We start from the raw sequence: 24,287 nt of genomic DNA on the forward strand, positions 1-24,287 counted from the left end.
CTCCTGTCGATTCAACCGGGGGATGGGTCGGGGATCACGCCACAGCAGTCGGGGAGGGAGCGTGCGCTCATCCTGCACCGAGGCCGTCCCCCTCGGATCATCGGGTCGTTGGTCTGGTCATATCGTTGACTGATGTGCAGTGGTCGCGGATTGAGCCGCTGCTTCCGGACCGGACTCCGCGACGTGGCGGGCGGTGGCGTGATCACCTGCAGATCTCATGATCACCTGGAGGCCGTGCGTGCCTCCGTTCCGGCTCCGCGAACTCCGCAGCCATGTCCGCACCTGAACCAGCATCAAGTCGGACAGATCGTCTGAACTGCGCCGCCCTGGCCTCGGTGGGGGGTTGGTTCGGCGATTCTTCCGCTGCCAGAAGCAGGTGCACCTCGTCCGCAGATCCTTTCAGGGCCGGCACGTCGATACGCCACCGGCCCAAGGGGAAATCGCGTTCCTGGCGGATTTCGAGGAGGCGGACGTATTTCGCCGTGCTGTCGCGGCTCGGCTGTTGAATCAGCCGTTCAAGGCGTTGGACAGCAATCCTGCGACCGTCAGGAAGACGACGACCGCCGCGAGACCGACCCCTAGCATGGCTGCCACCTTGCCGGCAGTCGGCAGCTGTGTCTTGGCAATCTTCACGTTGGCGACCATGCCCAGAGCGCCCAGCCCACCGCCGATCGCACCGCCTATGAAGAGCAGTCCCAGCGGGAGCAGGGAGAGGACCACCTGCCACGGGGCGAGTCCGTCAAAGAACTTCTTCTTGGTGAGCGGCGTAAGGGGGCCGACCTGCGGCGACTTTGACATGGCTGGTCCTTCCGATGCGCCAAACGTGCGCAGTCGACTCAAAGTGGGCGGGCGTGAGATGGGTCGCCCGAGCAGAGGGTGCCCGCAGGACATATCGCACGGGTGTTCGTGATCTTATCGACTTGATGCTGTGCGGGCGTGCGTCGCGTCGGCATCAAGTCGGGCACGATCTGCGCACTCCTGGCCGATCTAGTCTTTGAATCGCCATCAATCCGGACGCATCCGTTGAACGACGTCGCCTTGGCTCGTGAGCTGTCTGACAAGCGATGGCGCTCTTGCCGGACAGGGCGCTGCGGATCCTCAACGTCTGGTGTCGCCGGTCAGTGGATCTGAGCAATGGTCAGGCTTCTGACCTGGGGTTGTGCGGGTTGGTTGAGTGGCTTGGTGCTGGGGTGGCTCATGGAATCTGCGCAGTGTCTGGGTGCGTCAGCCGTCTGACCTGCGGTGTTTTGTGGCCTGGCTGTGGTTGCTCAGGTTGGTTGAGTACTGCGCAGTTTCAGTGATCCCCGTATGTGGCGTGGTCTCGGGGGCGGGGTTTTCGTCGAGCCAGGCGGTGGGGATGAGTTTTTCGCCGTTGCGCCAGTTGTAGCGGACGGATTCCTGGTACCAGGTGTGGGGCAGGTCGGCGTGGTCGCTGACGATGATCGGGAAGCCGGGGGAGAGCTCGGTGACGACCTGGTGCATGAGCTGTAAGAGGCGGGTGACTGTTACGGGAAGCGGGTACGGGTCGGCTGTTCGCGGTGAAGTACTGGTGGAGGGCGAGATGGGCGGCCAGGTGGTAGCCGATGTGGTTCTTGCCGCTGCCGATACGGAGCAGTTCGGTGATGCCGTCAGGGGTGTCGGTGACGGCGGTGAGTTTCTTCGGGTTCAGGCGGACCAGTCCGTCGCCGTGCTCGAGCTTGAGGAATCGGGCGTGGCTGGTCATCTTGCCGCTGACGTAGCCGAGGCTGTGGGTGAGCTTGTCGTCGATGGCTTCGCTGTCGAGCTGCTCTTCGAGGCCCTGGACACGTTGCTGCGCGATGGCGACATCCGCTTGCAGCCGCTGGAGGTGGCCGGCTGCCGGTTGTGGTGCTGATCTGGCCCAGGTAGGCGCTGATCCTGCCGCGGGTGTAGGCCTGGGCCTCGGCTTGCCCCAGGAGGCCGACCTGCTCGGAGCGCTGTGACAGCGGCCAGTAAATTTCCTCGCCTGCGGCCACTTCAGCTCCCCGGCGTGGCCACTTCAATTCCCCGCTGGCGGCCACTTCGTCTACAGAGCGTGAAGTCACGCCGGTGGCGTCGGACTGGAAGCCCTCGGTCATGGCGTCCGGCCACCGAACTGCCAACTGGTGCACCTTGATGTCGGCGTACAGGTCCGGGGCCAGGACGGCGCGTGCCGTGTCTGGGTTCGGCGCCCGAACCAACGCCGCCGTGCCCAGCCAGAGGGCACCGTCGTCGGACAGTAACGGTCCGTAGGCGATCAGCTCGTTCCGGCCGGGCGGCGACGCAAGGTCGGCAGCCTGCCCCTTACCCAGGCCGGGCACCAGGCGCTAGTTGCCTCCGGTCCGGCCGCCGGGGAAGTCCCCACATGGTGCGCCACCGTCGGCCCTGCGGCTGGTCGGATCGATCCTGCACATTCCATGGCGGCCCCGGCCTGCGTCTGGCAGCGGAACGGCGACGGCTGTCTCAGGCACCGCGCGACGACACTGGTTCCCGGCGTTGCTCCAGCCACACGCGGCACAGATCATCCCAAATATCCTGATAACTAAGGAAAATGGCGTTGACTTGGTCGTGCGTCAGATCGCCGGGATCTGTTGACGCCACGAGGTATTCCAGGTCATCGGCCAGACGCCGGAATCGGTACTGTGTCTCCTCCATCAGCACCCATCGGGAGCGCCAGTTGAAGAACGGCTCGACGGCCCCCAGCAACGTCCCTAGCGCCACCAGCGCAAAGGCAAGACCGGCCCACGTGTTGAGGCTTTGCAGGCCCAGGATGATGGTGGACGCCGCGGACAGTGTCAGAGTCACCATCTTGATCACTGAAGCGAGCCGGCGGAACTGCTGCTTCCTCCTATCGGCGTAGTCGTCGCCTCGGCGAATCTTGCCCAGCAGGAGAGCAGCCACCTCCTCCGGGCTGAGGCCTGCGCTCAATCCGCCAGTTGGCTGCACTCTGTCCGCCTCCAAAGCCACCCGTCGTCACCTTGCGACTCCCTACGTCAGACACTGCCTGGCGACTGCGCGGTTCCACAGAGCCGCCGATCGGCAGCCGAACTACCGAGAACCGGCGAAGCCGCCTGGACCGCGTGATCGTCGCCATCAGCGTCAACCCGGAACTCGGCACCGAGGTGCCCGGCAGTGCTGGCCGGCGCGTGGCGCTCCGCCGGCGCCGGACACCAGGCGGTGCTCGGCGGGCCAGGACGCGGGCCGGGAGCGGTCGCTGCGCCTGCTGAAGGCGATCGACGAAGCCGGCTGTTGTCAGTGGCGGGCGCGAGGATGCTGGCATACCGCTGAACCGGCCACCTTCTGAAGGGTTCTCCATGTCCGTTTCCGTTTCCGGGCCCGCAGCCGACGTCGCGGCCATCCCCTTCCCCACCGGCTGGTGCGCCACGGACCTGGGGAGCTTGCGGCCGTGCGCGTCCACCTACGAGATATACCCCCTGGAGAGCCTGCCGCCGCTGGAGGCCGCGCACCTCGACGACGGGTTCGACTGGCTGGGCGGGGCGGGCGGGCCGCGATCCGAGCACACGGAGCATCTCGCGGCCATGGAGCGGGAGCTGGCCGAGGCCGGACTGGCGCTCCCCGAGGGCTTCGCCGCCTTCTACGGCAGCGAGCGCCTCTGCCGCGCCTTCGACGAGGTCTCCGTGACGGCCTGCTGGAGCCACCTCTCCGGTCCGTTGCACAGCCCGGCCGAGGAGGGCGCCCGTCTCGTACGGTTCCTGCGCGACCAGCAGGACTGCGTCATCTGGTACCTGTACCTGCGCCCCTCCGGCGAGGCGTTCGTGGTCTTCTCGCCCGTGGAACTGGAGTCCGCCGGCTGGTGGGCGGAGGGGGAGCCGGCCGAGGAGGTCCGGGCCGCGGTGACCTCCTCGCTGATGCGGTGCGCCGACACCTTCGAGGAGTTCGCGTACCGCTTCGTCGTGGAGAACGAGCTGTGGATGCAGGCGAACTCAGCCGGTGCCGAGAGCCCGCTCGCTCCCCGACTCCAGGCTTACGCCGGCCACTACGCGTCCGTCGCCTCCTGACCCGGGCGGGCCCGCCTGCGGGCGCTGCTGCCTCGGGCGAGGACGTCGCCCCGCTCCCCTTCGTTCGGCCGCTGGTGGACTGGAGGGTGGTGATCACCGCCCTGCTGTAGGCCGGGATCCGGCGGCGTGGCCTGACGAGTCGACAGGGATCACGACTCCGTATCTGATTGGAAAACGGAAGGAGAGAGTCCCTTTTGTGTGTTCAGGAGCCGGTAGCGTACGCGCGTTCGATCACGTACACGTCCCCAAGGAACCCTCCATGGCCACGCCTCCCGCGCCGCAGTCCCCCGAGCAGCCCGCCGCTCCCGGCCCGTTCGACGCCCCCGTCGCGCCGTCCGAGCCCGCGAAGAAGAAGGGCGTCCTGGGGAAGAAAATCCTCGGCATCGTCGTGGCGATCGCGGTCGTACTGTTCTGGCGCCTGGGCCTTCCCTACCTGACGGGCGAGGCCCCGGTGCACGCGGAGGCCGGTGACTGCGTCGTCGTCACCGGCCCGGAGAACGACCCCAAGGTCGAGAGCAAGGGCTGCACCGAGAAGGTGGCCGACCTTTACAAGGTCGTCAAGGTCGTAGACAACACCTTCGACATCGACAAGTGCGAGGGCGTGGCCGAGGTCGCTCTCGCGCAGCAGCTCGAATCGGACAAGTTCGTCCTCTGCATGGAGCCCGTCAAGAACTGACGCCCCACATACGGCCGCAGGGGCCGGACCCGCCGGGTCCGGCCCCTGCGGCGTCCCCGCGGGCCGTCAGGCGGTACCCGTGCAGCGAGTCCAGCAGCGCGACGTCGTCTCCGGACAGCGGCAGCGCCCCGCCGCCACGTTCGCCGCCGGATGCTCCGGGTCGCCCGTGCCCGGGATGGCCAGGACGTGCGGGTCCCGGTGTCTGGAGGACGAGCTGGCGGATCGCGGAGGCCCTGCCGCGCCGCGGAGGACGCCGAGGTGGACTTGGAGGCTGACCGGGTTCATCGGCTGCCCGGGCTGTCGGCCGGGGGAAAGCCACTGTGAGCTTCTGCTACTGGCGACGGCGCGACTCGGGAGGGGCTGCGGGTCCGCGCCGGTCGGGCGCTGCACATGATCGAGGACGCACCGCCGGTGGGCGGTCTGCGGGCATCGGTTGTGTTCCCGGTTGGGCGGAGGGCAGGACGGAGGGGGAGTCCATGGCGCAGTACCTGGGGCCGTTGGAGCTGATCGGGGACCCGGTGGGTGATCGGGGACCCGACGCGAAAGGACGGCCTGTCCATCGTGTTCACGCCCGAGGGCCTGGAGCACCGTTGGTGCGAAGAGGCGGTGCCTCTGCTCGCCACGGAGTGGTCCCGGTTCTTGGAGCTGCAGGTGCGAGCCGCCTACCGAAGGTGGCATGTCACCCGGTTCGGAGGCGTCGTGGGGGGGCTTCGCGCACGGTGCCGACATGGGCCGCGACGACTGCTCCCTGCGAGGCATTGTGCGCCATCCCTACGAGCCGTGGTCGGTGCGGTACACGCAGCACGAGCGCGGTTACACGGGCGGCCAGGTCATTGTGCTGAACGCACTGTTCGGCCAGCTCACCGAGGCGAAGGCGTTGGACCGGCTCGGTGATCCCGAGTGGCTGGGTGCGGCGGTTGCCGAGCTGTCTTCGTACACCTCGCGGTACGCGCCCAAGGGCAACCGTCTGATGACGGAGACCCTCCGGAGGCTCGGCGTCTGAGCAGAAACCCAGGGCGCGGTCCACTTCGTCATTCCGGACGCTGAGGTGTCGTTCGCCAACTCGGGTGTCGGCATTTGGCTCGAGGCCCGGCCGCCTCGTGGACGCGACCCTCTCGGCGAAGGTGTACCGCCGGTTCGAGCAGCAGGGCATCGTGCCAGCGCAGCGGGGGGTGTTCCTCGACGAGCTGGCCGAGGTCTCGCGGACCTGCGTCACCTGATCGCCGAAGGGGGGGGGGAGACGCGGCCCTGGCGGTGCGGATCGGACAGATCCCGTGGGAGGAGGTGGCGACCGCGCTCGGTACCAGCGAGGAGCCGGCCCGCTGGTCCGTGAGGGGCTACCTCCAGCCCTGGCCCGCCCTGCCGCCGGGACTGGCAGGTTCCTGGCCTGAGGGATATCCGAGCCGAGGCTGTGCCTGCCGCGGTGGCGTGATTACCGGAACGGCCCGTGTCGTTCGCCGCCAGGGAGGTACGCACCGTGGAACTGAGCCCTTTTCATCCTCAGCACGAGGTTCTAGAGGGAGGACGGCTATGACCAGGGCGCTGACGAGGTTCGCGCTGATTCCGGGCTCATCTAGGAACAAAACTGTCCTAGTTGACCTTTAGTGTCGTCACGCCACGAAGAACCACAGGAGGGGACGACACCGATGAGTCAGACTGCACCCGAGGGCTACACCAGCGTTGCACCGTGGGTGGTCACCGACGACACCGGCGCACTGTTCGACTTCATCACCGTCGCGTTCGACGGCGAAGAGATTGCACGGGTGCCGCTCGAGGACGGCACCATCGGTCACGGCGAGATCCGAGTCGGCGACACGGTCGTGCTGGCCTTCGACCGACGGCCCGACTGGCCGGTGATGCCCTGCCTGTTGCGGGTCTATGTCCCGGACGCGGACGCCGCCATGGCTGCTGCTGTTGCGCACGGGGCACAAGTGATCACCGAGGTTGCCGACAGTGCGTGGGGGGATCGCGGCGGCAGGGTGCGGGACCCGTTCGGCAACATCTGGTGGGTGATGAGCAGGGTCGAGCACATCGCACCGGACCTGGCCTGGCAGCGAATGTCCGAGCCGAAGTACGCCGAGGCGATGCGCACGGCCCAGGAGACCCTGGACGCCGCGCTCAGCGGCCGGGAGGCAGGGGTGGCCAGCGCCCCGCAGCGCCCAACCCACTGAGATCAACTTCCGACCTGACTGCAGACAAGGGGAGTTGAGGGCCGACAGCAGTGCATTGGCCCAACGAAGCTCCTGGTGGACGATATCCCGACCAAGATCACCCGTGTCCCCAGGAGCTTCGCGTGCTTGCCTACCCATCATCAATAGATCTGTCCACCAGCACCCTGAGGTACCTGACCGGTCAACTCATCGCCCGGTTGCTGGAGATCGGCACACGCTGGCGGCGCCCCTGACTGCTGGCCGTCAGGCGCACCTTGCGCTGGCTCACCTGTGGTGCGGCGACACCTATGCCCAGCTCGTCGCTGGATTCGGCATCGGGATCGCAACCGTCTACCGATACGTCCGCGAGGCCGTCGACGTGCTGGCCGGCGTCGCGCCGACCTTGGCCGAGGCGATGAAGACGGCCTCGACGAAGGCGTTCGTGATCCTGGACGGCACCCTGCTGCCGATCGACCGGATCGCCGCCGACACTCCGTACTACTCCGGCTACTCCGGGAAACACAAGCGGCACGGCATGAACGTGCAGGTTCTCGCCGCTCCCTTCGGACATCTGATCTGGGCGTCCGCGGCGCTGCCCGGCTCGACCCACGATCTGACCGCTGCCCGCAGCCACGGGATCATCGACATGCTTGCCGCGGCAGGACTGAAATGCTGGCCGGGGTGCGCTGCTTGTGACGGCACCGCAGTGGAGGAGCGGGGCGAGTCGAGGGCGGGAAGGGTGGCTTATGCGGTCTGGGCGGGCTTTGCGGGGTCTCCGGCTGTTCGGGACATTGGCGGCTCCCTTGCCGCCCTGGCGGAGGTGGGCCAGGCCGCGGTTGTGAACTGGCGTCGGCGCTTGTGCGACTTCCCGGACCCGGGGGTGGCACCGAGCCGCATCGGGAATTCGACCCGCGTGCGGTGGTGGACTGGCTCCTTGCCCACGACACGATCGGCGTCCCCGCCACTCTGCCTGCGGCCACGCTGGCCGTGGCCGGCTCCCGTGGTCGTGCGCGCACCGTCCGTCTCGACGACCCGTGGCTGGTCCTGGCGGACGACGTGGAGGAGGAGCGGCTGGCCGGCTGGTGCACCGAGGAGGACGCCGACGCGTTGGCCGGGCCGGCAGGGGAGTTCGGGGAGTCGGTCCAACGCCGGCAGCGCCCTGGCACGGTGCCGCTGGCGGTGCGCGGCGAGGTCGAGTGATCGACCGGTTCCGATCGGGCCGGAAACCCCGGGGGCGGCTTGGCGCCGGCGGTCAGGGGCCCCTGCGCAGCAGCACGCGCCCACCTCATTCTGAAACGATCAGTAAGAGGCAGGAGGGCGGTCTCGGCCATGCCACCATCGACGCCGTCGGCCACGGTCTGTATCAGCGCTGGCGAGGTTGTTGCGGCTCTGGAGGGTGTCGGGGTGGTCGGGCCCCAGGATGCGGGTTCGGTCGTTGAGGGTTTGCTGGTGGAGGTCGGCTGCTTCTCGGCGACTACCGCGACACGCGCGGGGTCGGGAGGGGTGCCTTCGAGGCGAAGGATTTCGCCTGTGTGCGCGTCCTGCCGGGCCGGTGGTTGGCGGTGGGCTAGAACGAGGGCCAGCCGATTCGAAATGCCGAGGTGATGTGGTGGATCAGACGGGTTCCGCAGGGGAGTCCGGCGTCGTCCGGGGGCCCGGGCGTCGGCTGATGCTGGGCCTGGCAGCGGCCACGATCGGATCTTGGACCGTCGGGACTGCGGCGGCCCGCGACGCAGCCGGAGCCCACCAAGCCGTTCGCCCGGTGTCTGCTGGGTGCGGACTGGACGTGGAGGCCGAGAACGCTCTGGCAGGTTCCCCCGACTGGCGGATCAGCCGGAGGGGCCCGGCGCGGGCCATCGAAGGGTTCGCCGACCGGGTCAGCGTCCGTCCGGGGGAGCGGCTCGGTCTGCGGGTATCGACGACGTCCGCGTACTACACCGTCCGTGCGTACCGGATGGGCTGGTACGGAGGGGCCAGGGCCCGTCTGGTGTGGCGGTCGGCCGCCCTGCCGGGTGTTCTCCAACCGCCGGCCATGCTCGACCCCGACACACGGACGGCCCGCGCCAAGTGGTGTGAGACGGCGCGGATCGACACCTCCGGCTGGCCGGAGGGCAGTTACCTGCTGAGGCTGGACACCCAGGACGGGCAGGCGCAGCGGTTCATGCCAGTCACCGTACGGTCGGCCTCGGCGGCCGGCCGTACGGTGATCATGAACTCAGTGGCCACCTGGCAGGCCTACAACCGGTGGGGCGGTGCGGACCTCTACAGGGGGGTGACGGGCAGGAGGGGATCACGGTCCCTTCAGGTCACCTTCGACCGTCCGTACGAGAACAGGCAGGGCGCGGGTCAGTTCCTCCCGTACGAGGCACCCTTGATCGCGCTGGCGGAACGCATGGGCCTTCCCCTGGCGTACACCACGGGCGTGGACGTGGCCCGCCGTCCCGACTTCCTCATGGGGGCGGCTGCCATGGTTTCGCTGGGCCACGACGAGTACTGGAGCCCCGAGCAGCGCCGCCACGTGACCCGGGCGCGCGACACAGGTACGAACCTGGCAGTCCTCGGGGCGAACTGCTGCTACCGGCGGATCCGCTTCGAGGCCTCCGCCGTGGGGCCGGACCGCAACGTGGTCTGCTACAAGGATGACTACGCCAAGGACCCCGGCTTCCAGCGGGGCTCCCCGCCCACCCACGATTTCCGGCGCACGCCCGGCTCCGACCCCGAGAGCTCGCTGCTCGGCGTGCTGTACGACGGCTATCCGGTCGACGCCCCCTACGTGGTCTCCCACCCAGAGCACTGGCTACTGGCGGGTACCGGGGCGGGGGCGGGGGACTCCTTTCCCCACCTGGTGGGTGTGGAGTTCGACCGGGTGAACGCGGCGCACCCGACGCCGCGGCCGGTCGAGATCCTCGCGCACTCACCGGTGGTGTGCAAAGGCCGCCCCTCGTACGCGGACACCGCGTACCTGTCGCTCCCGGGCGGGGCCGGGGTCTTCGCAACGGGCACCATGCGCTGGGTGGAGGCCCTCGACGCGGGCGCTCCCGGAGGCGGCAAGGCGAGCCACGGGTTGGGCGCGCGGGCCGGTCACTTCACCCGCACCGTCACCGCCAACGTGCTCCGGGCGTTCGCGAAGGGCCCGGCCGGTCGCGCCAGGCCCGCCGAGGACAATCTGGCCGTGCACTACAGGACATGACCGTGATGCCCGGCATGTAGTACCACGCCGTCGTTTCGCCGTGACGGTCGATCCCGGCACCGAGGGCACCGAGGGGGCGTGGCCGGTCGTCCGTAGCGGTAGGCGTCCATCGAGTACGGGTCCGGGGCGACCGAGAGATGACCCGAGCCGGTCGTGCTGGTGACGGTGACGTTCAGGACGTAGGCCTCAACAGGGAGACCCACACTTACAGCGACGAGCCGCCGTACGAGTCGGGGGTGGCGGCGCTCCGGGCGGGCTGGCGGCTGATCCAGGCCACTCAGCTGATCCCGCCGTACCCGGGTCATGAGTACGACGTCTCCTTCCTCAAGCACGAGTTCTTCTTCGAGCGGATCGTCGACGCGCGAGCGGAGCCGCAGGAGGCGGGCTCCGGATAGGCGGGGCACCCCTCCTCGTGCGGGCGGCGGCGCCGAGCCGAGGAGGGGTGGGGTCAGGCTCCGACCTTGCGCTTGTTGTAGACGTCGAAGCCGACGGCCGCGAGCAGTACCAGGCCCTTGATCACCTGCTGGTAGTCGGTACCCACGCCGACCAGCGACATGCCGTTGTTCAGCACGCCCAGCACCAGACCGCCGGTGAGCGCACCGAGGACGGTTCCCACACCGCCGCTCGCGGAGGCGCCGCCGATGAAGGCGGCGGCGATCGCCTCCAACTCGAAGTTGATGCCGGCCTGCGGCGTACCGGCGTTGAGTCGCGCGGCGAAGACCATCCCGGCCAGGGCCGCGAGGACGCCCATGTTCACGAAGGCCAGGAAGACGACCCGCTTGCTCTTCACCCCGGACAGCCGCGCCGCCGCCTCGTTGCCGCCGATGGCGTAGGTGTGCCGGCCGAGGATCGAGTTGCGCATCACGTATCCGAAGCCGACCAGCAGGACGCCGAGGATGAGCAGGACGATCGGCACGCCGTGGTAGCTGGCCAGCAGCAGCGTGAAGGCCACGACGGCCGCGGTGATCGCGCCGAGCTTCACCAGGAACAGCCCGGCCGGGAGCGGTTCCAGCCCGTACGAGGCGGCCCGCCGCCGTCCGCGCACCTCCTGCAGGATCGCGACGGCCAGCACCGAGAGGCCCAGTAGCAGGGTGAGGTTGTGGTAGTTGGTGTGGGGGCCGACCTCGGGGAGGAAGCCGCTGCTGATGTTCTGGAAGCCCTTGGGGAACGGCGCCACCGACTGGCCCTGCAGGAGGATCTGGGTCCCACCGCGGAACAGCAGCATGCCGGCCAGCGTGACGATGAACGAGGGGATCCCGAGATAGGCGATCCAGAAGCCCTGCCAGGCTCCGGCGAGGGCCCCGATCAGCAGCGCGGCCACCAGCGCCACGGGCCACGGCGCGTGGTGTTTGACCATCATCACCGCCGCGGCCGCCCCGACGAAGGCGGCGAGCGACCCGACAGACAGGTCGATGTGCCCGGCGATGATGACGATCATCATGCCGATGGCCAGGATGAGGATGTAGCCGTTTTGCTGGATCAGATTGGTGATGTTGAGCGGCTGGAGCAGGATGCCGTCCGTCCAGAACTGGAACAGCAGCACGATCAGCGCCAGTGCGAGCAGCATCCCGTACTGGCGCAGGTTGCCGCGCAGTGCTCGGGCCAGTACGGCACCGGCCGACGGTCGTTGGCCGGTCTCCGGTGTGCTGGGCGTGGTGTCCGGGGTGGTCTTGGTTTGGGCCATGCCTCACACCTGCTTGTCGGGGGATGCCGCACACATGGTCATGAGCCGCATGAGGGATTCCTGGGTGGCGTCCGCGCGGTTCACTTCACCGGTGATCCGGCCTTCGGCCATGGTGTAGATCCGGTCGCACAGGCCCAGGAGTTCGGGGAGTTCGGAGGAGATGACGAGTACCGCCTTGCCCTGGGCGGCGAGCTCGGTGATGACGGTGTAGATCTCCGCCTTGGCACCGATGTCGATGCCCCGGGTGGGCTCGTCGAGGATCAGCACCTCCGGCTCGGCGAAGATCCACTTGCTGAGGACGACCTTCTGCTGGTTGCCGCCGCTGAGCTTGCCGGTCTCCGCGAACACCGAGGGGGCCTTGATGTTCATGGTCCGCCGGAACGATTCGGCGATGCGGGCCTCCTCGTGCCGGTCGACCCAGCCCCGCCGGGCGACCTTGTCGAGGGCGCTCAGCGAGATGTTCCGGCTGATGTCGTCGTTGAGGTTGAGGCCGAGCTGCTTGCGGTCCTCGGTCACGTAGGCGATGCCGTGGCCGATCGCCTCCGGCACCGTCCGGGTACGGATCTCCCGGCCGTCCAGCCGTACCCGGCCGCCGGTCCACCGTCCGTACGAACGGCCGAAGACGCTCATGGCCAGTTCGGTGCGACCGGCGCCCATGAGGCCGGCGATGCCGACGATCTCGCCTCGACGGACGTTGAGCGAGACGCCGTCGACCACCTTGCGCCGGTGGTCGATCGGGTGCTGGACGCTCCAGTCCTCGATCTCGAAGGCGACCTCGCCGATCTCCGGGGTGCGCTCGGGGTAGCGGTGTTCCAGGTCGCGGCCGACCATGCCACGGATGATCCGCTCCTCGGAGATGCCCTGGGGCCCGATCGCGATGGTCTCGATGGTCCGCCCGTCGCGCAGGATGGTGACGGCGTCGGCGACCCGGGCAATCTCGTTCAGCTTGTGCGAGATGAGGATGCAGGAGATGCCCTGGGCCTTGAGTTCGAGGATCAGGTCGAGCAGCTTGCGGCTGTCCTCGTCGTTCAGGGCGGCCGTCGGCTCGTCCAGGATGAGCAGCTTGACCTTCTTGGCGAGCGCCTTGGCGATCTCGACCAACTGCTGTTTGCCCACGCCGAGGTCGGCGATCCTGGTGTGCGGGCTCTCGTCGAGTCCGACCTGCCGGATCAGCGCGGCTGCGTGGGTCAGCGTCCGGTGCCAGCTGATGACGCCCCGGGTGGCGTGCTCGTTGCCGAGGAAGATGTTCTCGGCGATGGACAGGTAGGGCACCAGCGCGAGTTCCTGGTGGATGATCACGATGCCGCGCTGCTCGCTGGCCCGGATGTCCCGGAACCGGCAGGGCTCGCCCTCGAAGTAGATCTCGCCCTGGTAGCCGCCGTGGGGGTGGACCCCGCTGAGTACCTTCATCAGCGTGGACTTGCCGGCGCCGTTCTCACCGCAGACGGCGTGCACCTCACCAGCGGCGACGGTGAGGTTGACCTCGGAGAGGGCCTTGACACCGGGAAACGTCTTGCTGATCGACCGCATCTCGAGAACGGGTCGGGCCATGGTTGTGCATCCGTATCGTCGGGGCGGTGCGGTGCCGGGCGGTCTCCCGGGCGTCGCACCGCCGTTTCGTCGTCGCCGGACCCGTCGGTCGGGCTCCGTGGGCTACTTGAGCTGGTCCGCGGTGTACTGGCCGCTGTCCACCAGGACCTTTTGGTAGTTCTCCTTGTCGACGCTGACCGGCTGGAGCAGCTGCGCCGGTACGGTCTTGACACCGTTGTCGTACTGGCCGGTGTCGTTGACCTCGGGCTTGCCGCCGGTCAGCAGCGCGTCGCCCATCTGGACCGCGGCCTTGGCAAGTTGGCGGGTGTCCTTGTAGACGGTCTGGGTCTGCTCGCCTGCGATGATCGACTTGACCGAGGCCAGCTCGCCGTCCTGGCCCGTGACCACGGGCAGTGGCTGGCCGGCGCCGTAGCCGACGCCCTTGAGCGAGGAGATGATGCCGATCGAGATGCCGTCGTACGGCGAGAGCACGGCGTCGACGCGGGCGGCGGTGTACGACTTGCTCAGCAGGTTGTCCATCCGGGACTGGGCGAGACCGCCGTCCCAGCGCAGTGTGGCGATCTGGTTGAGGGAGGTCTGGCCGCTCTGCACGACCAGCTTCTTGTCGTCGATGTACGGCTTGAGGACGCTCATCGCGCCGTTGTAGAAGAACGCGGCGTTGTTGTCGTCCGGTGAGCCGGCGAACAGCTCGATGTTGAAGGGGCCCTTGCCGTCCTTGACGCCGAGCTTGTCGACGATGTAGCTGCCCTGGAGGACGCCGACCTTGTAGTTGTCGAAGGTCGCGTAGTAGTCGACGTTCCCGGTGCCGCGGATCAACCGGTCGTAGGAGATGACGGGGACGTGGGCGTCGGCGGCCTTCTGCAGCACGTTGGTGAGCGAGGAACCGTCGATGGCGGCGATCACCAGCAGCTTGGCTCCCTTGGTGATCATGTTCTCCAACTGGGAGACCTGGTTCTCCACGACGTTGTCGCCGTACTGGAGGTCGGTCTTGTAACCCTTGGCCTGGAACTCCTTGACCATGTTGTTGCCGTCGTTGATCCAGCGCTCCGACGACTTGGTCGGCATCGCGATGCCGATGAGGCCGCCTTTGGCGTCCCCGCCGTCCCCGCCGTCGCCTGCTCCGTTGGCGCTCTGGCCGCAGGCTGCCAGCGACAGCGTCAGGCCCAGAGTGACAAGGCCCGCTGAAAGCTTCCGCACAGTTCCTCCAGTGATGTTCCGCGACCGGCACAGTGCGACCCGGCTGGGAGAACCGGAAGCGGTCGAGCGGGGCCGGCCGGGAGTCGTTTCCTCGCGCTGTGCGAAGTCCGGGTTTGCAGCGGCTCCGGCCTGGCGATACCTGAGTGTTAACGCTCACAAGTGTGCCGTCAAGGGTCTGTTCGGATCACCGTTGGGCCAACAACGGCGCAGGCGATCAGCCGCCTCGGCGGGGCGCCTCTACATTGGGCGCGTCCGGGCACGCTGACCGCAAACGGCTCCTGGAGGTTCCGCGGCTTTGTCGAGCTCGGCGACTGGATTGCGTGCGCCGGCCACCAGGCGGGCTTGCGGATCGCCGAACCGGGCGACGTTACCGCCGTCTTCTGTGCCAACGACGGCATGGCGCTCGGCCTGCTGCGCGCCCTGCGTGAGTCCGGCCGCTCGATCTCGGGCGACATCAGCGTCGTCGGCTTCGGCGACATTCCCGAGGCCGCTCACTTCGTCCCGCCCCTGGCCGCCTGCGGCAGGACTTCGGCGAGCTCGGCCGCCGGCCCTGGAACTGCTCGTCGAAGGCTTGGACGGTGGCGTGCACACCCGCACCCACCTGCTGATTTCGCCCGAGATGGTGCTGCGTCGCAGCGCGGGCCCCGCGGACCGCCCTTGAGTCGGCACCGTCGGACCCGGAGCTGACCGCCGCGTCGCCCCAGGCTCTCCGCCGCGCCGGTCGCACTTTTGTCGAGGCCTCCATGGGTACCTTGACAGGAGAAGTGTGAGCGCTAACATTCTGCCTCATCGAAAGAGGTGCCGCTTCAACTCCGCAGGAACCAATGCCGGTTTCCCGTGCGAAGGATGAGAAAATGACCGTGATCCCTGCCGTCCAGGGCTCGGACAGGTACGTCGTCGGCATCGCCTCCGGCACCCTCTCCGGTCGTGCCGTGCTGGTCCGCGTCCATGGCGGACGGGAGCTCGCGGCCATCGTGCACGAGTACCCACACGCAGTCATCGAGCGCGAGTTGGCCGGCACCGGACGCCCACTGCCGCCTGGCTGGGCCCCGCAGCATCCCGAGGGCCGGCACGAGGTACTGCGCACCGTCCTTCCTGCCGTACTCGCCGTCGCCGGCGTTGATCCAGCCCACCTCATCGGTATCGCCACCGAGGAGGCGCGGCTGGAACTCCGGGTCGGTGACCGACTGCTGGCGGAGATCGGTGTTCCCGTCACCGGCAACCGCTACACGTGGACGGCCGTCGCGGCCGAGCTCGCCACTGCGCTGAACGGCGTCCACGACCTGCGGCTGAAACTGCACGGAGGCTTCCGCCTGGCCGGCTTCGGCTTCACCGCGTCCGGCGGGACCGGCTGAGGCCCGCGCCTGCGAGACCGGCGGCCCGTCCGAGGGGGACGGGCCGCCACCCCTTCCCGCACCACTGCCCGGACCTGCGAGGCAAGGCCCCTGAGGCCGCCGAGCTCCGTTACCCCGTCACCTCTCCGACCGGAGGAAACCCCCATGCCGCTCACAGACCTGGGCGCGGACGAACTCGTCAGCTACCGCCCTGAGTTGTCCGATCCGACGGGTTTCGACGCCTTCTGGCGGCGGACCCTAGCCGACGCCCGGTCGCACGACGGGGCGATCAAGGTGGAACGGGTCACCGCCCAGCACCTGCTGCACACCGTCGAGGTCGACGACGTACGCTTCCCCGGCTGGGACGGCGAACCAGTGGCCGCCTGGCTGCTGCGCCCGCGCAACGCGGCCGGACCGCTGCCGGTCGTCATCACCTACATGGGCTACGGCGGCGGTCGAGGACTGCCCACCGACCACCTGTTCTGGTCCGCCGCGGGCTACGCCCAATTCGTCGTCGACAGCCGGGGCCAGGGCCACGACACCCCGGACCGGGGCGTTGGAGACGGCACGCAGTGGGTCGAGGGCTTCATGACCCGCGGCATCGACTCTCCCGACAACTACTACTACCGGCGATTGATCACCGACTGCGTACGAGCCGTGGACGCGGTCGCGGAGCTGCCCGGACTCGACAGCCGTCGGATCGTGGTGGCCGGAGGCAGCCAGGGCGGCGGTCTGGCGCTCGCCGTCGCCGGTCTCGCCGGGGACCGCGTGGCGGCGGCGATGCCGGACGTCCCGTTCCTGTGCCACTTCCGCCACGCTGCCGCGATCTGCGCCGACGGCCCGTACCAGGAGATCGCCAAGTACCTGCGCTGGCACAGCCGCCATCGCGTGGAGCCGGCCTTCGCCACCCTCGACCACTTCGACGGTGTCCACTTCGCCCGGCGGGCCACCGCGCCGACGGTGTTCAGCGTGGGCCTGATGGATCCGGTCTGCCCGCCCTCCACGGTCTACGCCGCCTTCAACCACTACGCGGGCGAGGACCGCACCATGACCGTCTGGCCGTTCGGCGACCACGGCGGCGGCTGCGGCTCCAACCCGCCCGTCCAACTGGCCTGGCTGCGCGAGCGCGGCCTGGCGCCGGAGCTCTGACCGCCCCGCACCACCGGACCGCCCCGCACCACCGGGCCGGGCGGACCGCGTGAGGACGTCCCGCGCGCCCGGCCGCCCCACGCACTGAGCCACGCCCCGCCCGAGGCCCAGGAGCCCGACAGACCCGTGAGATGGCGACACGGCCTGTGACCACTACCACCGCCACCCGGAAGACGTCGCCCTGCTGCGCGGGCTCGGTGTGGAGAGTTACCGCTTCTCGATCGCCTGGCCCCGCCTGCTGCCCCGGGGCACCGGACCGGCCAGCCCCCAGGGGCTGGACTTCTACAACCGCCTGATCGACGATCTGCTGGCCGCCGGTGTCGCCCCCGCCGTCATGCTCTACCACTGGGATCTGCCCCAAGCCCTGGAGGACCGCGGTGGCTGGCGGGTCCGGGAGACCGCCGAGGCGTTCGCGCAGTACGCGGCCCTCGCGGCCGAGCGCTACGGGGACCGGGTGGAGCGCTGGATCACCCTCAACGAGCCGTACTGCTCCGCCTTCGTCGGCTACTGCCGAGGGGCGGCACGGACCCGGGGCCGAGGAGGGCCGCGGCGCGCTGGCGGCCGCACACCACCTGCTGGTCGCCCACGGCCTCGCGATACGGGAGCTGCGCGCCGCGGGCGCCCAGGAGGTCGGGATCACCCTCAACCTCGACCGCATCCATCGCGCCTCCGCCCTCCCCGAGGACCGAGCCGCCCTGCGCCGTGCCAAGGTCCTCCACAACGAGGTCTGGACCGAGCCGCTCCTCGCCGGCCGCTACCCTGCGCACGAGGCCGAGACCTGGGCCGGCCTCGCCGACGGTCCCTGGCGGTTGCCGGGCGACCTGGAACTGATCGGCGCCCCGCTGGACTTCCTCGGAGTCAACTTCTACCGCCCGATCACTGTCGCCGCCGTCCCCCACCGCGAGGCCGACCTCGAACCGCGCACCGCCGTGGACATCGGCGTCACCGAGCTGGACCGGTACGGGACCCGGCGCACCACCATGGGATGGCCCGTCGTCCCGGAGGTGCTCACCGAACTGCTCCGCGAACTCCACGCCCGCCACCCGCGGCTTCCGCCGGTCTGGATCACCGAGAACGGCTCCGCCGAGGCCGACGCCGTCGCCCCCGACGGTCGGGTCCATGACACCGCGCGGATCGACTACCTCGCGGACCACCTCGCCGACGCCGACGCCATCTCCGCAGGGGTGGACGTGCGCGGCTACTACGTCTGGTCGCTGCTGGACAACTTCGAGTGGGCGCGCGGCTACGGCCAGCGCTTCGGCCTGGTCCACGTCGACTACGACACGCTGACCCGAACGTCCAAGGACAGTTACCACTGGTTCCGGGGCCTGATCACCGCGCACCGCGTGCGGACGGAGGGGGTGTGATCGGGGTACGCGTCACCCACCACGCCGGTTCGGTGCGGCGCGGGCCGGAGTTCGCGCTGCCCGGCGCGCAGCAGGGCAGCGGGAAGGGCACCGAGCTCATGTGGACTGCATAACCGCCACAACACGCGGCGGAAAGCCCCTCGACGTAAAGATCCACCGGCTCGCGCGCCCGTGCGCTTGAGTCTCCAGCGGCTGGAGGGTCCAGGATCTCGCTCATGGAAGACGAACGCCCCGACGTGCTCACCATCGGCCAGCTCGCGCACCGCACCGGACTTGCGGTGCGCACCCTGCGCTTCTGGTCGGACGAGGGAGCGGTGCCGCCCGTGGCTCGCTCCGCCAGCGGCTACCGGCTATACGACGCCGAGTCCGTGGCCCGCGTAGAGCTGGTCCGCACCCTGCGGGAGCTGGGCCTCGGGCTAGACGACGTGTGCCGCGTCCTGAGCGGCCGCACCACGGTCGCCGAGGTCGCCGACGCGCACGTGGCCGCGCTCGACGCGCAGATCCGCTCCCTCAAGGTGAGCCGGGCCGTCCTGTCCACCGTATCGAAACGTGGTTCGACCGCTGAGGAGACAGCACTGATGAACCGGTTGGCACGGCTTTCCGCCGCCGAACGCAAGCAGATCATCGACGAGTTCAAGGATGAGGTGTTCGGCGGTCTCGACGTCGACCCGCGTCTGCGTGACCGGATGCGCACCTTCAGCATCGAACTGCCCGACGACCCCACACCCGAGCAGGTCGACGCCTGGATCGAACTGGCCGAGCTGGTGCGGGACCCCGGTTTCCGCGCCCGGATGCGCACCATGCTGGAGCTGAGCACCCCGGCCCCCGGGCAGAGTCGCGCCCCCGGGGCGTCCATCTGGTGGGCCAGGCAGGTCGTGCAGACCGTTGCGGAGGTCAGAGAACGCGGGGTCGCGCCTGAGGGACCGGCAGCGGCCGAAGTGCTGTCCGAGCTGTTCGGCGACGCCGATCGGGCCGCCGTCCTGTTGTGCCTGGAGGCCGGGATCAAGGCAGGGGCGGAGCGCTACCGCAGGCTCGTGGCCCGCGTGCGCGGACAGTATGCGTCTCCCGACGCGTCCGAGGAGCTGGAGTGGCTGGCGCGAGCCCTGTATGCCGCGGATCAAGCCTGACCGGCCGCACCGCCCCTGCCCCGCATGGGTTGAGGCGAGCCGGGGCGAGCCGACGCGAGCCGTGGTGTTGACCGCCGTCACGAGGGGGCGGTCAGCCGGCCGTGCTGCTCCATCAGCACCCCAGGAAATCGGTCCGCTGACCCTCCCCCCCCCCAGACCCGGCAGGCTGGAAGGCCGCCGTCCACCCGGGCCGGGGCAACTTCACCCCCGGCTGGATCGCCCGGCGTAAGAGCACACCGGCCCGCCTGACCCGGCCCACGCGGCAGGAAGCCTCTCCAACACGCGGCTCAAATCCGACGAACACAGAAGGCCAGATCGGCTTGCCTGGCCAGCGAAGCTACCGCTGCATAGCGGCGAAACTTCAATTGAGTGGAGCCCACGGGTTTTCCCGCATGTGGCGGGGATCACGTTGGGGGGAAAACCTTCGGCCCGGTTCGGGCGTCTAGGAGGTGTGAGATCAGTCAGAGCAGCGCCGCACGAGTTGGACGAGGAGCGTCTCGTCCGGCTGGTGGCCAAGGGCGACCGTGTCGCGTTCGAGGAGTTGTACCGGCGTACGTCGCCGTGGATGGCGGTGCGGTTGCGCAGTCGCTGCGCGGACGAGCAGATCGTCGCCGAGGTCATGCAGGAGACGTATCTGGCGGTGTGGCGTGCGGCGGGTGCGTTCGCGGGTTCGTCAGTGGGCGGGACGGCCGTCGGCTGGCTGTGGACGATAGCGGCGCGGCGCCTCGTCGACTCCTTCCGGCGCAAGGCCCACCACGCGGAGCCGCCGCCGGCCGCCGCTCTTCCCGACGCGGCGCCCGCCGCCGAGGAGGAGGCGCTCGCGGCGACCGTCGGCGGTGACGTCGGCGACGCGCTGCGGCGCCTCGCGCCGGAGCTCAGACAGGTACTGCAGGCCATGGTGCTCGACGGACTGTCCGTCAGGGAGACCGCGGTCCTGCTCGGGCTCCCCGAGGGCACGGTCAAGACCCGTGCCCGCCGGGCCAGGATCGCGATGCGGAGGGCGCTGGTATGAGCGTGGAACACGCGTCGATGCGGACCATCGACGGTTACGCACGCGGCGACACGGACATCGCCGCCGACGAGGTGTGGGCCCTGGAGGCCCACCTGGAGGCGTGCCGGGTGTGCCGTGACCGGCTGTCGGCCGCCGTTACGGCACAGGCACCCGCCGTGGCGGCACTGGTCGACACGGTATGGTCCGGCCTAGGCCCCCAGCTGGCCGCCACCGCCACGATGCCGCGCCGGCGGCGCTGGTCGGCGTGGCTGTCCGCGTGGATGACGCCGGTGATGGTGCCGTGGCTGGCCATGGTCGGGAGCGTGACACTGCTCGCGCTACTGCTCGACCTGGTCGGCACCGGATCCAGCGAGGTGTCACTGGTACTTCTGCTCGCCCCGGTCCTGCCCGTGCTCGGCGTCGCGGCGTCGTGGTCGCGCGGGCTCGACCCGGCGTACGAACTGACGGCCTCGGCGCCCAGAGCCGGGCTGTACCTGGTGCTGCGGCGCACCGCCTCCGTGCTCGCCGTGGTCGTCCCCGCGCTGCTGGTGGCCGGGTGGGTGACGGGGATGACGGCCGCGCAGTGGCTGCTGCCCTGTCTGGCCTTCACCTCGACGACCCTGGCGCTCGGCGGTGTCGTCGGCGTGACCCGTGCGGCCGTTGCGCTGGTGGCGGTCTGGGCCGCCATAGTCGTGGCCCCGACCCTGGCCGCCAGCCGTACGACCTTCGCCCTGCAGACGGACGGTCTGCCCGTATGGGGGCTGATCCTCACGCTCGGCATCGGTGTCGTGATCGCCCGCAGGGGCGCGTACTCCGTACTGGGAGCCCATCGATGACCATCGGCCTCGCCGGTGTGTCCTTACTTAGCGATCTTGTCGCGCGCATCCCAATGAGTGGCTGAAACACCACAGCCACACCGGCATCCCTGGGTCTCCCGGTCCTACGAGTGACCGGAATCAACCCACCCACAACGTAAGGAACGCCACATGATGACCGCGGTGAGCGCGGCTGACATCGCACCGATGGCCTACGCCTGGGAGATCCAGGCCATCGGGCTGAAGGTCAGAGTCGGCAGGAACCGGATGGCGGTCGACGGGCTCGACCTGAAGCTCGGCATCGGCGTACACGGGCTGCTCGGGCCCAACGGGGCGGGCAAGACCACCCTCATCCGGACGCTGGCCACCGTGCTGCGCCCCACCGAGGGCACCCTGGAGCTGCTGGGCGAGTCCGCGGGCGGCCTGGGTGAGCACCGTGCGCTGCGCCGCCGGATCGGTTACCTGCCGCAGGAGTTCGGCTACTACAAGCGCTTCACGGTGCGCGAGTTCGTCGAGTACATGGCGTGGCTGAAGGAGGTGCCCAAGGCAGACATCCCCGGGGCGGTGCAGCGCGCCGTGGAGCGGGTGGGTCTGGCGGACCGTGCCGACGAGAAGATGAAGGCCCTGTTGGGCGGCATGGTGCGCAGGGTCGGCATCGCCCAGGCCATCGTCAACGACCCGACGATACTGCTGCTGGACGAGCCGACGGTCGGCCTGGACCCGGCGCAGCGGCTGCGCTTCCGCGAGCTGCTGCAGGAGCTGGGTCAGGACACCTGCGTGGTCGTCTCCACCCATCTGGTGGAGGACGTCGCCGCCGCCTGCACCGACGTGGTGCTCTTCGCCGAGGGCCGGCTGGTCTTCCAGGGCCCTCCGGACGAGCTGGCCTCGATGGGCGGCCCGGAGGACGCGGGTGACAGCCCGCTGGAGCGCGGCTACTCGGCTCTGCTGCTCAACCCCGAGCAGGGAAGGGGCGCCTGGTGAACGGTCGTGTCCTGCGCATCGAGCTGAGGCGCTCCATCGCCCCGTGGGCCGGCGCCGTGGTCCTGACGAGCGCGCTGGCGTTCCTGTACCTGGTGAACGCCGCGTGGTGGAGGGGCACCACGGCGTGGACGGCCCAGTGGACCTCCATGGCCCTGTGGACCCGCGCTCTGCTGGTCTACCTGTGGCCGCTCGCCGTGGGGCTCGGGGCGCTGCAGGGCCTGCGCGACCACCGCTCGAAGGTGTCCGAGCTGCTGACCACCACATCGCGTCCCGCCTGGCACCGCGCCGCCACGCTGGCGGGCACGACGGCGATCACGCTGGCCTCGGCCTTTGCGTTCCTCGTCCTCGTGGGCGCGGTCCAGGTGCTCCCCAACACCGAGTACACGCACCTCGGATGGCTGCCGATCTCGCTGGTGGGGGCACTCTCCCTCGTCGCGGGAGCCGTGCTGGGCATGGGGGCCGGGCGCGCCCTGCCGTCCGCGCTCACCCCGCCCGCGCTGGCCATGGGCGCCTTCGTGTTCACGGCCCTCATGTACATGTCGTCAGGCACTGAGCCGAACCGGGTCTCGCTGCTGTCACCGGCGGTGCAGGAGGTGCGCGACGTGCTCGTCACGCTCTCCGCCTCCGTGCACGTCGGGCAGACGATCTGGCTGCTCGGCATGGCCGCGACCGGCTTCGCGCTGCTGATCGCCGCGACCCCGCGCGCCCGGCTGCTCGCCCTGACGCCCGTCCTGGCGGGCGCGGCGATCGCCCTGCTCGTCCTCCCCTCCCATCCGCGTCGGATGTATGTCCTCGACGAGGCCGCCGCGGAGCTGGTGTGCGACGGCCCGGTATGCGTGACCAAGACGCACCAGGCACGACTCACCGACCTCGCCGGTCCCGGCAGGGAGGCCCTGCGTCTGCTGCACGACGCTCTGGGCGGCCAGGGGCCGGTCTCGGTCCGGGAGAACATCGCCGTACTGCCGGACGGCTCCACGCCGCAGTGGTCCGGCAAGACCGTGCTCTTCGACTTCGACGACGACATCATCGCCGCCGCGAAGGGCGAGGAGCTGACCTGGGCCCTGATCGCCAAAGGCATGGTGCCAGGGTGCACCCCCGTCGGCTGGAGCAGCTTCGGGGGAGATGAATTCGCGCAGACCGTCGCGGTGGGCTGGGTCCTCGGGGACCTCAGGCCGCTGCCCGGCACAGGATCAGCAAGTTTGCACCGCGAGGTAGACGCCGAGGCCCGCCCGGTGTGGACGGAACTCAAGACGCTTCCGCGGGCCGAGCAGCTCTCGCGGATCAACGCGATGCGCGCTGCCGCGCTCTCCTGTAAGGGCGACGCGTTCGACGCTCTGAAGGGCGGTGTGTCCCGGTGAGGTGGCTGATGCTGTACGCGCGCTCGCGGCAGGTGCCCGCGTCGCTCGCCGCGGTGGTGATCAGCGCGGTCGCGGTGTGGACACTCGCCCGCGACGGGGGCGGGGGGCCCGGGGATCCGCGGTCGGCCGTGCTCGTCCTCGCGACGGGGGCGATGGCGGTCTCGATCGGGCTCAGCGGGCAGGACATCGCGCTGGACCGGACGGCCGCGATCCGATGGGTGCCCCGCAGGGCGGCGCACGTGCTGCTCGCCGGCGCGGTCGTCGGCACGGTGCTGCTGACTGCGCAGGCGATGGGTGAGGACCTGGCCACGACCGCGTTCGTCGTCCGGGACAGCGCGGGGCTGATGGGGCTGGTCGCCCTGGGCGCGGTGCTTTCGGGCGGGCACTGTGCCTGGACGCTGCCGTTCGCCTGGCTCGCGTTCTCGTTCTTCGCCCCGCCTGCCACGAGTGTGCCGATGCAGGTGGCGACCTGGATGCTGCTGCCACCCGGCACGGCGGCGAGCACCTGGACGGCCCTGGTCCTCGCCGTCGCCGGCACCGCGGCCTACGCCGTCGCGGGACCGAGACGGTAACCGGAGCGGGCCACCGGACCGGGACACGGCCGTGGCAGCGAGGGGGTGAAAACCCGGCCCGAGTGCGCAAAGGGGGGTGACGACCGCAGCGTCGTCGCGTGGGGCGTGGGCACGCATCGGATCGAACAC

23 protein-coding genes and 5 pseudogenes are annotated in these 24,287 nt (G+C 69.6%); 19 read left to right on the top strand and 9 right to left on the bottom strand.

From position 1 onward, the window contains the following. Positions 1-507: 507 nt before the first annotated feature. The 5 genes and pseudogenes from OHA89_RS37500 to OHA89_RS37520 form a co-directional block, all read right to left on the bottom strand. A complete protein-coding gene (locus OHA89_RS37500; RefSeq protein WP_266616264.1) occupies positions 508-798 on the bottom strand; it encodes a hypothetical protein in 291 nt (96 codons plus the stop codon). Between the two features lie 426 nt (positions 799-1,224). Beyond that, a complete protein-coding gene (locus OHA89_RS37505; protein ID WP_406368096.1) occupies positions 1,225-1,482 on the bottom strand; it encodes a DUF3732 domain-containing protein in 258 nt (85 codons plus the stop codon). A 91-nt stretch (positions 1,483-1,573) separates the two neighbouring features. Continuing rightward, positions 1,574-1,999: pseudogene (locus tag OHA89_RS37510) on the bottom strand (DUF3732 domain-containing protein); the annotation flags it as partial. Between the two features lie 93 nt (positions 2,000-2,092). Next, positions 2,093-2,370: pseudogene (locus tag OHA89_RS37515) on the bottom strand (hypothetical protein); the annotation flags it as partial. Positions 2,371-2,460: 90 nt separating this feature from the next. Continuing rightward, positions 2,461-2,964, bottom strand: coding sequence for a DUF4231 domain-containing protein (locus tag OHA89_RS37520; RefSeq protein ID WP_406368097.1), 504 nt, complete (start codon positions 2,962-2,964; stop codon positions 2,461-2,463). 347 nt (positions 2,965-3,311) lie between these two features. On the opposite strand from OHA89_RS37520, the gene OHA89_RS37525 reads away from it, so the two are divergent. The 7 genes and pseudogenes from OHA89_RS37525 to OHA89_RS37555 all read left to right on the top strand — a co-directional run bounded on the left by OHA89_RS37525 (position 3,312) and on the right by OHA89_RS37555 (position 8,042). After that, positions 3,312-4,016 carry a hypothetical protein gene (locus OHA89_RS37525; RefSeq protein WP_406368098.1) on the top strand — a complete coding sequence of 235 codons (705 nt, stop codon included), beginning with the start codon at positions 3,312-3,314 and terminating at the stop codon, positions 4,014-4,016. Positions 4,017-4,275: 259 nt separating this feature from the next. Continuing rightward, the gene (locus OHA89_RS37530; RefSeq protein ID WP_257559094.1) at positions 4,276-4,692 is read left to right on the top strand and encodes a hypothetical protein; all 417 of its coding nucleotides are present in this window, start codon (positions 4,276-4,278) and stop codon (positions 4,690-4,692) included. Positions 4,693-5,419: 727 nt separating this feature from the next. Next, on the top strand, positions 5,420-5,695 hold the full coding sequence (locus OHA89_RS37535) for a hypothetical protein (protein ID WP_406368099.1): 276 nt from the start codon (positions 5,420-5,422) through the stop codon (positions 5,693-5,695). A 64-nt stretch (positions 5,696-5,759) separates the two neighbouring features. Next, the gene (locus OHA89_RS37540) at positions 5,760-5,912 is read left to right on the top strand and encodes a hypothetical protein (RefSeq protein ID WP_406368100.1); all 153 of its coding nucleotides are present in this window, start codon (positions 5,760-5,762) and stop codon (positions 5,910-5,912) included. Between the two features lie 426 nt (positions 5,913-6,338). Next, on the top strand, positions 6,339-6,863 hold the full coding sequence (locus OHA89_RS37545; RefSeq protein ID WP_406368101.1) for a VOC family protein: 525 nt from the start codon (positions 6,339-6,341) through the stop codon (positions 6,861-6,863). Between the two features lie 122 nt (positions 6,864-6,985). After that, positions 6,986-7,692, top strand: a pseudogene (locus OHA89_RS37550) (transposase family protein); the annotation flags it as partial. A gap of 71 nt (positions 7,693-7,763) precedes the next feature. After that, positions 7,764-8,042, top strand: coding sequence for a hypothetical protein (locus OHA89_RS37555; RefSeq protein ID WP_406368782.1), 279 nt, complete (start codon positions 7,764-7,766; stop codon positions 8,040-8,042). Positions 8,043-8,141: 99 nt separating this feature from the next. Here the strand turns inward: OHA89_RS37555 and OHA89_RS37560 are convergent. Next, positions 8,142-8,312: pseudogene (locus OHA89_RS37560) on the bottom strand (tetratricopeptide repeat protein); the annotation flags it as partial. Positions 8,313-8,628: 316 nt separating this feature from the next. On the opposite strand from OHA89_RS37560, the gene OHA89_RS37565 reads away from it, so the two are divergent. Both OHA89_RS37565 and OHA89_RS37570 read left to right on the top strand, forming a co-directional pair. Next, entirely contained in the window at positions 8,629-10,032 is a 1,404-nt protein-coding gene (locus tag OHA89_RS37565; protein ID WP_406368102.1) for a N,N-dimethylformamidase beta subunit family domain-containing protein, read from the top strand. A 137-nt stretch (positions 10,033-10,169) separates the two neighbouring features. Then, the gene (locus OHA89_RS37570) at positions 10,170-10,427 is read left to right on the top strand and encodes a hypothetical protein (RefSeq protein WP_266616253.1); all 258 of its coding nucleotides are present in this window, start codon (positions 10,170-10,172) and stop codon (positions 10,425-10,427) included. Positions 10,428-10,480: 53 nt separating this feature from the next. Here the strand turns inward: OHA89_RS37570 and mmsB are convergent, their stop codons facing one another. The 3 genes from mmsB to chvE all read right to left on the bottom strand — a co-directional run bounded on the left by mmsB (position 10,481) and on the right by chvE (position 14,464). Next, positions 10,481-11,716: a multiple monosaccharide ABC transporter permease gene (mmsB, locus tag OHA89_RS37575; protein ID WP_266616252.1), complete on the bottom strand. Its 1,236-nt coding sequence runs from the start codon at positions 11,714-11,716 to the stop codon at positions 10,481-10,483. A 3-nt stretch (positions 11,717-11,719) separates the two neighbouring features. After that, positions 11,720-13,267: a multiple monosaccharide ABC transporter ATP-binding protein gene (gene mmsA, locus OHA89_RS37580; RefSeq protein WP_406368103.1), complete on the bottom strand. Its 1,548-nt coding sequence runs from the start codon at positions 13,265-13,267 to the stop codon at positions 11,720-11,722. A gap of 102 nt (positions 13,268-13,369) precedes the next feature. Then, the gene (gene chvE / locus OHA89_RS37585) at positions 13,370-14,464 is read right to left on the bottom strand and encodes a multiple monosaccharide ABC transporter substrate-binding protein (RefSeq protein ID WP_406368104.1); all 1,095 of its coding nucleotides are present in this window, start codon (positions 14,462-14,464) and stop codon (positions 13,370-13,372) included. A 396-nt stretch (positions 14,465-14,860) separates the two neighbouring features. Here chvE and OHA89_RS37590 point away from each other — a divergent pair, with 396 nt between their 5' ends. The 10 genes and pseudogenes from OHA89_RS37590 to OHA89_RS37635 all read left to right on the top strand — a co-directional run bounded on the left by OHA89_RS37590 (position 14,861) and on the right by OHA89_RS37635 (position 24,158). Continuing rightward, positions 14,861-15,151, top strand: coding sequence for a substrate-binding domain-containing protein (locus OHA89_RS37590; protein WP_406368749.1), 291 nt, complete (start codon positions 14,861-14,863; stop codon positions 15,149-15,151). A 167-nt stretch (positions 15,152-15,318) separates the two neighbouring features. Next, entirely contained in the window at positions 15,319-15,819 is a 501-nt protein-coding gene (locus tag OHA89_RS37595; protein ID WP_266616250.1) for a hypothetical protein, read from the top strand. 144 nt (positions 15,820-15,963) lie between these two features. Continuing rightward, positions 15,964-16,947, top strand: a complete 984-nt coding sequence (locus OHA89_RS37600) for an acetylxylan esterase (protein WP_406368105.1) — start codon at positions 15,964-15,966, stop codon at positions 16,945-16,947. A gap of 133 nt (positions 16,948-17,080) precedes the next feature. Continuing rightward, positions 17,081-18,314, top strand: a pseudogene (locus OHA89_RS37605) (GH1 family beta-glucosidase); the annotation flags it as partial. Between the two features lie 215 nt (positions 18,315-18,529). Beyond that, complete coding sequence (locus OHA89_RS37610; RefSeq protein WP_406368106.1) at positions 18,530-19,441, top strand: MerR family transcriptional regulator; 912 nt, start codon at positions 18,530-18,532, stop codon at positions 19,439-19,441. A gap of 451 nt (positions 19,442-19,892) precedes the next feature. Continuing rightward, positions 19,893-20,453 carry an RNA polymerase sigma factor gene (locus OHA89_RS37615; RefSeq protein ID WP_406368107.1) on the top strand — a complete coding sequence of 187 codons (561 nt, stop codon included), beginning with the start codon at positions 19,893-19,895 and terminating at the stop codon, positions 20,451-20,453. Next, on the top strand, positions 20,450-21,268 hold the full coding sequence (locus OHA89_RS37620; RefSeq protein ID WP_406368108.1) for a zf-HC2 domain-containing protein: 819 nt from the start codon (positions 20,450-20,452) through the stop codon (positions 21,266-21,268). Before OHA89_RS37615 ends, OHA89_RS37620 begins: the two co-directional genes overlap by 4 nt. Before the next feature lie 150 nt (positions 21,269-21,418). After that, entirely contained in the window at positions 21,419-22,228 is an 810-nt protein-coding gene (locus tag OHA89_RS37625) for an ABC transporter ATP-binding protein (RefSeq protein WP_406368109.1), read from the top strand. Beyond that, positions 22,225-23,586: a hypothetical protein gene (locus OHA89_RS37630; RefSeq protein WP_266616240.1), complete on the top strand. Its 1,362-nt coding sequence runs from the start codon at positions 22,225-22,227 to the stop codon at positions 23,584-23,586. Before OHA89_RS37625 ends, OHA89_RS37630 begins: the two co-directional genes overlap by 4 nt. Continuing rightward, the gene (locus tag OHA89_RS37635) at positions 23,583-24,158 is read left to right on the top strand and encodes a hypothetical protein (protein ID WP_266616238.1); all 576 of its coding nucleotides are present in this window, start codon (positions 23,583-23,585) and stop codon (positions 24,156-24,158) included. The genes OHA89_RS37630 and OHA89_RS37635 overlap by 4 nt, the downstream gene beginning before the upstream one ends. The last annotated feature ends 129 nt before the right edge of the window (positions 24,159-24,287 follow it).

It is taken from the genome of Streptomyces sp. NBC_01546, from assembly GCF_045208355.1.
GTDB lineage: Bacteria > Actinomycetota > Actinomycetes > Streptomycetales > Streptomycetaceae > Streptomyces.